Source organism: Candidatus Zixiibacteriota bacterium, from assembly GCA_029860345.1.
Taxonomy (GTDB): Bacteria; Zixibacteria; MSB-5A5; order GN15; family FEB-12; genus JAJRTA01.
The window spans coordinates 26,716-37,115 of sequence record JAOUBJ010000024.1 but is presented as its reverse complement, the minus strand read 5'-3'; the positions used below and the strand labels follow the sequence as shown (position 1 = coordinate 37,115).

Below are 10,400 nucleotides of genomic sequence, written 5' to 3'. Positions count from 1 at the left end.
ACCTCGGGATCATCCTTGGAGGAAGATGGGAACCTTGAAATCAGATGAACGAAAGAATACAAACCAATTAACCAAATAGGACCTTTCTATCTTGCTGAAAACCGGACATTTCTATTTTGCCTTGACATCGGTTCGATTTGTAGTTGACGGTTTGATACAGGATTCTATCTTACCGACTTGTGAACGGATACGCACGGCTCAAGGTGGTTGATTGATTAGCCACATGAGCCCGTCGTGCGTCGGCTAACCTTGGCGTAAAGTTGGAGAGGTCGATGAAACTATCGAAGCAGACCAGAGAAATCATTAACATGGTCATTTTCGTCCTGGTAGCGGCGCTCTTGTTTGTGACCTATGTTATTTATCCCCTCAATCGCACCAAAGCTGTCATGGGGCGGGACAATGTCGACGATTATTACGAGGACTCGCTGGAAATAAACGACCCTGCGGCCTGGATCGATTCCGGGCTGATTGCCGACAGTTTTACTGTGGAGGCCGACGGTCTGACCACTCTGGCCTGCCTGTATGTGTTGCCGGACTCGGCCGTTCACGACTCAATCCTGGGAACGGTTTTCTTTCTGCACCACGATAATGCCGATCGCGACAGCATGCTGTCGTTGGCTCGCCAAATGTCCACTGCCGGGTACTCGGTAGTAGCCTATGACCAGCGTGCTGCCGGGCGATCCACCGGCCAGTACCACGGCGAGGGACAGTATGAGGCGACCGATCTCGAAGAGGTTATTCGTTGGCTCGATCTGCGAAAGAAAATCCACCACCCGCTCGCCATTGTCGGTTTTGGTCTCGGCGGCGACGCCGCCATACTTGTCGCGCGAGAGGATGCGCGGATAGACAAGGTGATGGCCGTGAATCCATATCTGACCTCCGAACGGATGCTGCGTATGCTCAAGGATCGGCACGATACTTACTGGTTCCCGTTCTACTACACCATGATGTGGTGGTGGTACGGCATTCGTTCGGGCTATGCGGCGCCCTATCGTGAGATCGAGGCGGTAGAAGCAGTGGCCTGTCAAACTCTGCTTTTGACCGGAAGCGAGAGCGGTGATGATCCCGAGGTTGTCATACTGCAGGAGTTATCCTCGGATGAACTGTTGAAGGTGGAGTCGGCGACCCTGTCCGGCCAGGAAAGCTCTGTGGCTGATCGGGTCTGGACTTTTGTGACCCGGGAATAGCCTCGACAGAAAGATCGTGGGTCTACCGGCTTCCGGAGTTCCGAACAATTGCGACTGAGATACCAGCACGTGTGATCCGACCGTAACCAGCCGGTAAAGGAGTACCAGGTGGCGTTTATTGACTACATCCCATACGACGATGCATCTGAAGAATTGCAGGCGCTCTACCGCGAATACGGCGGACCGAGCCGCACGCCGGCCAATATCATTCGGATTGCAGCCCACAATCCGACTGCGATGAAATACCATGTCGAACTTTTTCGTGCCGTAACTATGGGGAAAACCTCCTTGACCCGGCAGCAGCGCGAGATGATTGCGGTGCGGGTATCGGCGATCAATAAGTGCCACTACTGAGTAGAACATCATTGGGCCGCGTTGCGGTCCCTCGGCAGCGACGGTGATCTTATCGTCGATGATGATCTCAAAGCTAAACTGGCAAGTGACGCGGTGTCGGCAAAGGTAGGCGAACTGAACCAACTCATCTTGAAGTTCGTTGACAAGGTCACCTTGGGGGCACACACCACCACGCAGGAATATATCGAGAGTCTCAAGCTTGGCGGTCTGACCGAACAGATGATTCACGATGTAGTACAGGTAGCCGCATATTTCAACTATGTCAACCGCCTGGCTGATGCACTCGGTATTGAGCTGGAGGGGGCGTAGGTTCTTCGCCGGGTGGCACCCTCGAACGCGGTTTGGGGGTGGTGTGTGTTATCTCCGTCCCAAACAAGGTTTGAGACGGCCACCCAACGTACTATCTGCCGCCAAGTCCACAGCCATGTAGGGCGGGTCCGTCTTCGCCTGCGCGCCGCGGCGTGAACCCGCCAAATCGATTAGTTCATGCCATCTTGCGCCGACCGTGCGCGCTGCAAATCTAACTCAGCTTCCAAGGCGCGCTCGCGAGCTTCACGTGCACGCAACTCCAAATGGCGCAGATCAACTTCGTAAACGGTTTCGCTGGTACCGTCGCCGCCCAGGCCACTGGAAGAAACGGTGCGATAATCAGGGTTGTCCTCTGGATTACCGGCGACTGTTGTGACCGTCCCGTACGAACTCGGAAAATACATGGCTGTGATAATCGGGAAGCAGAGGGACGCATCCCCCGAGCCGAGGTGTCTGGCTTCCATGCGGAATGTATAGGTCCCTGCTGACTTGAAGTAAGTACGCTGCAAACTAACGTCGAAATCCATGTACGAGGTCCCACTGTAGGCGGTAAGTCCGATACGAACAAAGTTGCCGTTCACTGGGCTGCCGCCACTGGTTTCATCAAGCTGAACATCGACGCGGTTGCCCGAAGTCGTACCGTTGAACTCTGCCTCTGCATGTCCCAACAGAAATATGTATCCGTCGGAGGGGATTGTTATACTGATAGTCTGAATGTCCTCCATCGTGCTGGTGGAAGTTACATCGTTACAACTGACACCTTTGCTCTGTGCGATTCCCGGCTCATCTAGTATCTCTCGAGAGCTGACGGCGTTGTCCGACATGAAAACCGCATTGTCGCCGTAGCCCTCACCGTAGACCATCATACGAGCATTGTCATCAGACCCGCGCACGAACAACAGACCTCCCGCGGAATCAGAAGTAAACTCAACGCCTGGTTGATTGGAGCGCGTGTGGAGATCACCCCACATCTTCAGACTTCCTCGAGACGGCGAACCCTGAATATCCACCTGTGGATAGTCACCGGCGCGTACTCCAAAGTAGAGGCCGATAGCGCCGGCGGTGTCGGTTGCTTCCATGTTTATTACCGGCATGGCTGTGCCGTTAGTGCCCCAGATACCAAGAGAACCGGAATTGTCACCACTGGTTGCTTCCAACTGCGGCATGAGCTGCCCACCAGCCGCTCCGAGAGCGAAGCGTCCGCCTGTTGCCGTGGCCTTCATCTCAACCTGTGGAATACTCGTGCCGTTGGTGCCCCAGATTCCTAAGTTCACATCGCCCCGACCATCCTCAGATACTCTGAACAGGGTGTCCGAGCCGCTGGACCAGATGCCCATGCCCACCCCACCTTGCGCTGGTGACCAGATGCCGCCGCCGAGACCGCCAGCCCCCCAGATTCCCATACCGAGACCGGAGCCACTCCAAATACCGGACCCTCCAGCCGAGCCCCAGACATTGACGGTGCCACTGTCACCGCCCCAGATTCCGCAGCCACCGGCAGCACCCCAGATGTTCGCTCCGGCATCGCTACCACTCCAAATCGCAGCTCCCGTGCCGCTTCCCCACAGATTCATTTCCGTACTAACACCACTCCAGATGCTTGCCCCAGTGTTTGTCCCCCAGAGGCCGAATTGTCCACCCGAATCTGTACCTTTCATTTCAACTTGAGGCACAGACGTACCATCTGTACCCCAGATACTGACCCTGCCACCGTCGGCATCAGCGCCAAACACGCCCAACGGATTACCGGAACCGCCTTGTCCCCAAAGGCTCACCAGACCACCTGCCGAATCGACCGACATACTGATGGCCGTATCCGGACCGTTGATCCATTCGCTACCGGGAAAAAGATTTAACATGCCGCTGCCGTTGTCGAGCACAAGTTCGGCTCCCGGCGTAGCAGTCCCGCTCGTTCCCCAAATGCCAAGCTGTCCTCCCTCAGCGGTGCCTTTCAGTTGAACCTGCTCAAATGCTGTACCGTTGGTTCCCCAAATACTCACAATGCCACCGGTCGCATTCTGGTTTAATTCCAGTGCTTTGGGCAGGTCGGCTTTAGCAACGCCGGGGAGATGTAGCGAACTCCCGTCCGTGACAACATCGCCGACGACACGCTCTGATATGAACGTAGAGGGTGTTGTGCCGAGAAGTGTGCGTGGCAGTAAAGTCTCCGCCCCGACCTGAATCTGAAGATAGTTGGCCGAGCCAATTACATTTGCAGAAATCGGATTGACCTGACCAAGATATACGGAAAAGTGGCCGCCTTCGGTGGAAACTGTGCGCGGCTCTTCCCATAGATTCTCGCCGCCTGTGGAATCGGTCCAAAGGCTGAAGGTCATTGCATGCGAACCGTCGGGTACTGGATCGCCGCTTGAGTCGTTGAGTTGTCCCTGGTAGTTGATGGCTGCGGCTGAGATGTTGATTGTTGTCAGCAAAAGGGCCGACATGAGCATAAGACTGGCGGCAAGGATGCGGTGCATGGTGTCTCTCCGTCAAGTAGCTGATGCGGTTGGTACGTTTTGTCTTTCGTTGGCCAGAATATACAAAAAAGACCACAGAAGGCAACTCAAAACGTCCGGTTAACGGTCAGACTGGAGTAGGGTGGGTCCGTCTTCGGACCCGCCTTTGTTGGCAGGTTTGAAGTGAAACCTGCCTTACGGGATTGCCGTAAAGAAACCCGCCGAGTCTAAAGACTCAGCGGGCACAAACAAGACTGGCGGCTCAGATTAGGGCGTGGTTGTAAACGCGCGAAGCGCGAAAAAGTGATTTATCACCGGACTACGTACCGCTCGGTCACGTCCTGATTGGTCGCGGCATCGTAAACTTTGTACTCCTGGATCGGCAGGGTGGTGTCGCGCACCACATTGATTTTGAAACGATGTCTCTTCATCAGGCGTGAGATGCGGTCGGTGCCGTTGTCCACCATAGCTTCGGCCAACTCCGGATTGATTACCAGATGGTATTCGGTGAATTCGCGGTCGGCTTTGGCCCGCATGAACCATCGTTCGACTTTGGTGGACATAGTATCCTTGGAAACCACTCGACCCAACCCGTTGCAGATGGGGCATTGATCGGAAAGAGCGGCCATGTGCGACTGCCGTATCCGTTCGCGGGTCATTTCGATTATGCCAAAATCGGTAACCGGGCTGATAGCACGCTTGGCGCGGTCAAGTTCGAAACAGCGTTTGAACTCTTCGTACAGCCGACGACGGTTATCGCGGTTGTACATGTCGATGAAATCGCAGATGATCAGGCCGCCGATATCGCGCAGACGGATCTGCCTGGCCGCCTCTCGGGCCGACTGTATGTTGGTTTCGAAAATCGTCTGTTCCTGATCTTTGCGTCCGACAAACCGACCGGTGTTAACATCGATTGTCACCATAGCTTCGGTTTGGTCGATTATCAGATAAGCGCCTTTCTTGATCCAAACCTTGCGTTCGAGCATCTTCTCGATTTCCGGTTCGAGATTATAAAGATCAAAAAGCGGCAATTCACCTTTGTACAATTCCACCCGGTTTTTCAGATGCGGCGCCACCTGGCGGGCATAGCTGATAATCTTCTTGTAGTCGTCGCGGTTGTCGACCAGAAGTTTTCTCACGTCGGCGGTGAAAATATCACGGATACGCGAGACGGTCACATCGGCTTCCTTGTGGATCAAAGCAGGCGCTTTGGATGAGTCGGCCTTTTTCTTGAGCCGCCCCCATAGCTTCATGACCCGTTTGATGTCGGCCTCAAACTCTTTCTCATGTTTGCCTTCGGCTTCGGTTCTAAGAATCAGACCGAATCCTTCCGGTCGATACGGCGCCACCGCTTTGCGCAGTCGCTTTTTCTCGGCCCAGTTGGAGATTCGCTTGGAGACCCGAATGTGGTCATCATCCGGTACCAGCACCAGGAACCGTCCGGGTATGGATACTTCGGTGGCGACCCGTGGACCTTTTGTGGAGATAGGTTCTTTGATCACCTGCACCAGCACTTCTTGTCCTCGTTTGAGAACAGTCTCGATTCCTGCACGCCTGGTTTTGCGCACGATCTCGGCCGGTGCTTCTTCATCATCGGAGTCGGCTTCGCCGGCGTCGCCGTACACCTTTCCGACATCGGACGAATGCAAATAGGCCGCTTTCTCAAATCCGATATCGACAAAGGCGGCCTGCATTCCCGGCAGTACCGTTTTGATGACTCCTTTGTAGATGTCACCGGCCATGCGGTCAACCTCGGCCCGTTCGACCTGCAGTTCCACCAGCCGGTCGTCTTCCATAATAGCGACTCTGGTCTCGTACTCAGTTGAGTTTACTAATAGTTCCTTTTTCATATTTCTTCCCTGGCCCCCTGTGTAACCACACCAAACAGTTCGCCCTGTTCAGGCTTGAAGCCGTTGATAAACGACCGACCGTCCATTTCCCTTTTACCCTCTGGAACGAGCGATGTGATTTCGATCACCGAAGAAGCGCACTGAATCAACAGCCGCTTCTTGTCCGGCAGGACACTGCCGGGGCGAACGTTTTCGGTTACGGTTGTGCCGACCACTCGGCCGGCAAGAACTTTGACTTTCATGTTTCGAAAAGTGGTACATGCGCCCGGCCGTGATGACAGCCCGCGCACAAAATCATTGACCCTGGCCGCCGGGAATCCGAAATCGATCATAGCCCCTTCAGGCGTCAGTTTCGGCGCCGGTGTGGCCAGTTGGTCTTTCTGGACCTGCGGTTTGAAACCCGGCTGCTCGATCAGGTCAAGCGTCTGCAATAGAAACGGTCCCGCCCTCTCGGCCATCTTTACGGCCAGCGAATCGCAGTTGTCGCATTGGTCGATACCGATCTTCTCCTGGAGGATCATATTGCCGGTGTCGACTGACTTTTTCAAAAAGAAGCTGGTCAAGCCGGTCTCGGTCTCGCCGTTGATCAGCGCCCAATTGATCGGTGCCGCCCCCCGGTATTTGGGCAGCAGCGAGGCATGCAGGTTGATAGAGCCATGCTTCGGCAATGTGAACAGCCGCTCAGGTAGAATCCGAAAGGCCACCACCACGAACAGGTCCGGCTTCATGGCCGCCAACTGATCATAAAGCTCGGCGCTCTTGAGCGTTTTCGGTTTGAGCACCGGCAACTCCAATTCGTGGGCAACCTCGCACACTTCGGTCGGATCGGTCGCCCGACCTCTACCGCGTCGTTTGTCACGCCCGGTGACGACTGCTACCACCTCATGACGGCTGCCATGTAGAGCCGTCAGTGGTTTGCAGGCGAAGGCCGGCGTACCCATGTACACAACTCGCATCGTTGTTGTCTACCGTGAGCCGAGTGGATCGGCAGTGACCGGAGGGATGTTAACCCGTCCGTTGTGGAGCGACTTCTAAGCCGCGCAGGAAGATTTGGCCAGTTTTCTGAGCCGGCCTCTCAATAGTGTGCGGGTCAGCGGCGTCATGCGTTCGATGTACAAAATTCCCTCGAGATGATCGTATTCGTGAAGGAGAGCGCGGGCGGCCAGTCCGGACGCTTCGAGCACATATTCGCGCCCCTCCAGGTCCAATGCCTTCACCTTTACTTTGGCCGGCCGGACGATCTTCTGGTAGATTCCCGGAAACGAGAGACACCCCTCCTCCATCTCGATTTCCCCTTCGGACTGGACGATTTCCGGATTGATAAACACTCTGAGGGTTTCGGTTATGTCGACCGCCGAGAGGTCGACAATAAAAACACGCTGTAACACGCCGATCTGGACCGCTGAGAGCCCCAGACCCTTGGCTTTTTTGAGGGTGTCCACCAAATCGGACACCAAATCTTTCACTTGCTGGTTGATAATTTCAACCGCTTCTGAAACTTCCCGCAGAACCGGGTCGCCGTATGTGACGATCCGTCGCTCAGCCACGGTACTCCTTCGATTATTCGTCGACCTTGGCGGCTATTGAGCTTCTGAGAAACTCCAATTTGACATCATTGCCTATTTTCAGCACGATACGACCGTGCTTTTCATCGATGGCAAATATGACGCCGAACATTCCGCCGGAGGTTACGACTTTATCACCTTTTTTAAGCTCTTCTAAGAGCTTATTGTGTTCTTTTTGTTTCTTTCTTTGAGGCCGGATCAGAAGCAGGTACATCAGGACGAAAATAAGTCCAAACCAAACGATGGTGAACGCTCCACCACCACCGGCACCTTCGGCTCCGGTCATCAAGATAGGCCAGTTGCTAAACAAGCTTACTCCTTGTAATATCGGCTTTGCTGCTCAAAACTTGAACAGCCGTACTTTCCTGGGCCGAATATAGCTTTTAAGCAATTGTTTGCCAAGCATTTGTTTGCCTTTGTAGAACAGCCTATTTGGGGGGCTGGTTCCCGGTGGTGGGGCTAGTATGAGTGGTCGGCGTACGTCCTCGTGCGCTGACCGGGCCTCTCTTCGTAGGGTGGGTCCGTCCTCGGACCCGCCAAATGTCGGAGAATGCTGATATTCTGTCATTCTAGCGAAGACCAGATTCCAGTCTTCGTAGGGCGGATCCGTCTTCGGACCCGCCGGTGTCGGGAGATTTGGTACTCAGTCATTCCGGCGTAGGCCAGAATCCAATCTTCGACCGGGTGGCCCGGACTTCAGTCCGGGTTTCATTCTTTGACCGGGTGGCCGTCTCAAACCTTGTTTGGGGCGGAAATCACTAGTCTTCGGACCCGCCGGTGTCGGGAGATTTGGTACTCAGTCATTCCGGCGCAGGCCAGAATCCAATCTTCGACCGGGTGGCCCGGACTTCAGTCCGGGTTTCATTCTTTGACCGGGTGGCCGTCTCAAACCTTGTTTGGGACGGACCTTACGTGGTGTCGCGGCGACCCCGCCCGACACCGTGGGCTAGTCTTCGAAGGGCGGATCCGTCAACGCCTGCGCGCCGCGGCTCGAACTCGCCAAATCTCGTGCTTGGCAGATGTCCACATCTGCCGCCTTCTTATGCCCGCGTGATCTTCAGATCGCGTGGGTCTTGTGGCCGAGTCTGAAGACTCGACCACCACAACACCCCTGGTCCGAAGGACCGCCGAAGGCGGGTTTCGACAAGGCCCGAAGGGCGAAAAACCGATTTATCGGTGTCATGCCGAGCGCAGTCGAGGCATGAACGGCCTCCGGTAGGTCGAAACCCCTGGCCCGAAGGGATCGCGAAGCGAGGTTTCGACAACCTCATCCTGAGCGGAGTCGAAGGATGAGGGGAGCTGATGCATGACCTCGACCATGTCATTGCGAGGAGACTCCGCCTTTGGCGGAGACGACGCGGCAATCTCGGTCCATGCTGGTCGTGCCCGTAGCTATGGTTATGGTGGAGTCCAGGGTCTGCCCATTCCTGTGTGTATGGTCCCACGATCCGCCTCCCCATCCCAACTGAACACCACACTCTTCTCGCAGTTCTTCCCCGTTGCGTGAAACTCCATAGGCCGATAGGCGACCTTGCGTTTATTGAAACGCCTCGCTGGAAAACCAGTCATGGATAAGATCAGTTCATATCCACACACGAACAATCCGATGCCAGTGAGCTTTCCTTCACCAGTAATCGCTCGCAACTCCAATCCGTGAGGACCAGCGAATTGATGATCTTTGTCAACGCAAACGTAGAGCCCTCTTCCACGCGTGAATTCAGCATGGCCAAATAAGACATTGAGCCACATCCTTGGGATTGAGAAGTCACAATCATTATCGGTTGGTAGGCTTCCAGAGGACGCAATCCCACAGAGCATCTTCAAGAGCCATCGCTCCAAATCATGGCCAGAAAACAGATATAGCAGTTGTTGCCCACTGCCAGCTATTCCCTCCTCGTCAAAGGCTCGGAACAGGTGCACAGCCATCCCATCCAGAGGTGAAAGGGCAGAGTTGTGGCGTTCACAGAGAATCTTCGAAGCTAAAGCATTAGGTGGGAGAACTTTCTCCTTGCCGTTCAGCCAGGGCAACCCGCTGACCGTCAGATTCTTGAATTGGTCTATATAGTGAAGAAGGGACGCCGAAATATAGTGCTCACGCGACAATGTCGTACTACAGTCGGCCAATCGACTAGCATAACACTTCCGTATGTGATCTCCGGATTTTGGCGGGAGAGGTGTAGTGCAGGCTGGAGCCTTGTAAAGTTCGTAGTTTGTCAGGCAGCATTCTGAGGCCGCCTTCCCGCATCCACACGGGCACGGAGAGTCCGGGGCAATCGAGAAGTTCACTCCTACATCGCGTTTCTCACTACGAAAATCCTTCATTGAAGGTATGTCCTAAAGGCCAGTTAGACTTGCTCCCCCTGGGGTCCCAGAGTTCGAAATTGCCTGCTTCTTCCACACCCAATCTACCCCTGCCCATCCACGATGTAAAGGAGATTCGCGGTCGGTCGACCGACGGGAACCCACCTGTCGCAAGGCTATAGGTGGGCTACCGAAGAAGATGGATTCCGGGTCAAAGCCCGGAATGACAGAAGGCTGAGATTGCCGCGGTCGCTACGCTCCCTCGCAATGACGCGCGAAGCGCCAAGAGCCATTTATGGCCCCCTCGACTGCGGCCGGGGTGACATTGTCTGCCCACCCACATGAAAATAGGTCGATGTTGTCTATTTAATGCTTGCG

8 protein-coding genes are annotated in these 10,400 nt (G+C 54.9%); 3 read left to right on the top strand and 5 right to left on the bottom strand.

Going from position 1 to position 10,400, the window contains the following annotated elements:
- Positions 1-272: 272 nt before the first annotated feature.
- The 3 genes from OEV49_17105 (at position 273) to OEV49_17095 (ending at position 1,850) form a co-directional block, all read left to right on the top strand.
- Positions 273-1,187 (top strand): alpha/beta hydrolase, encoded by a 915-nt coding sequence (locus OEV49_17105; protein ID MDH3892783.1) that lies wholly within the window; start codon positions 273-275, stop codon positions 1,185-1,187.
- A 108-nt stretch (positions 1,188-1,295) separates the two neighbouring features.
- Positions 1,296-1,541, top strand: a complete 246-nt coding sequence (locus OEV49_17100) for a carboxymuconolactone decarboxylase family protein (protein ID MDH3892782.1) — start codon at positions 1,296-1,298, stop codon at positions 1,539-1,541.
- A gap of 93 nt (positions 1,542-1,634) precedes the next feature.
- The gene (locus OEV49_17095) at positions 1,635-1,850 is read left to right on the top strand and encodes a peroxidase (GenBank protein ID MDH3892781.1); all 216 of its coding nucleotides are present in this window, start codon (positions 1,635-1,637) and stop codon (positions 1,848-1,850) included.
- Positions 1,851-2,020: 170 nt separating this feature from the next.
- On the opposite strand, the gene OEV49_17090 is transcribed toward OEV49_17095, so the two are convergent.
- The 5 genes from OEV49_17090 to yajC all read right to left on the bottom strand — a co-directional run bounded on the left by OEV49_17090 (position 2,021) and on the right by yajC (position 8,031).
- Entirely contained in the window at positions 2,021-4,327 is a 2,307-nt protein-coding gene (locus tag OEV49_17090; GenBank protein MDH3892780.1) for a hypothetical protein, read from the bottom strand.
- A gap of 290 nt (positions 4,328-4,617) precedes the next feature.
- Positions 4,618-6,156: an Rne/Rng family ribonuclease gene (locus OEV49_17085; protein MDH3892779.1), complete on the bottom strand. Its 1,539-nt coding sequence runs from the start codon at positions 6,154-6,156 to the stop codon at positions 4,618-4,620.
- Entirely contained in the window at positions 6,153-7,112 is a 960-nt protein-coding gene (gene fmt, locus OEV49_17080) for a methionyl-tRNA formyltransferase (GenBank protein MDH3892778.1), read from the bottom strand. Before fmt ends, OEV49_17085 begins: the two co-directional genes overlap by 4 nt.
- A 75-nt stretch (positions 7,113-7,187) precedes the next feature.
- Positions 7,188-7,703 (bottom strand): peptide deformylase, encoded by a 516-nt coding sequence (gene def / locus OEV49_17075; GenBank protein ID MDH3892777.1) that lies wholly within the window; start codon positions 7,701-7,703, stop codon positions 7,188-7,190.
- Positions 7,704-7,716: 13 nt separating this feature from the next.
- A complete protein-coding gene (gene yajC / locus OEV49_17070; GenBank protein ID MDH3892776.1) occupies positions 7,717-8,031 on the bottom strand; it encodes a preprotein translocase subunit YajC in 315 nt (104 codons plus the stop codon).
- Positions 8,032-10,400: the final 2,369 nt, after the last annotated feature.

Excerpts from the sequence above, each read along its gene's own strand:
- OEV49_17105 (MDH3892783.1), top strand. The coding sequence starts at position 273 with ATGAAACTATCGAAGCAGACCAGAGAAATCATTAACATGGTCATTTTC.
- OEV49_17090 (MDH3892780.1), bottom strand. The coding sequence starts at position 4,327 with ATGCACCGCATCCTTGCCGCCAGTCTTATGCTCATGTCGGCCCTTTTG.
- OEV49_17085 (MDH3892779.1), bottom strand. The coding sequence starts at position 6,156 with ATGAAAAAGGAACTATTAGTAAACTCAACTGAGTACGAGACCAGAGTC.
- fmt (MDH3892778.1), bottom strand. The coding sequence starts at position 7,112 with ATGCGAGTTGTGTACATGGGTACGCCGGCCTTCGCCTGCAAACCACTG.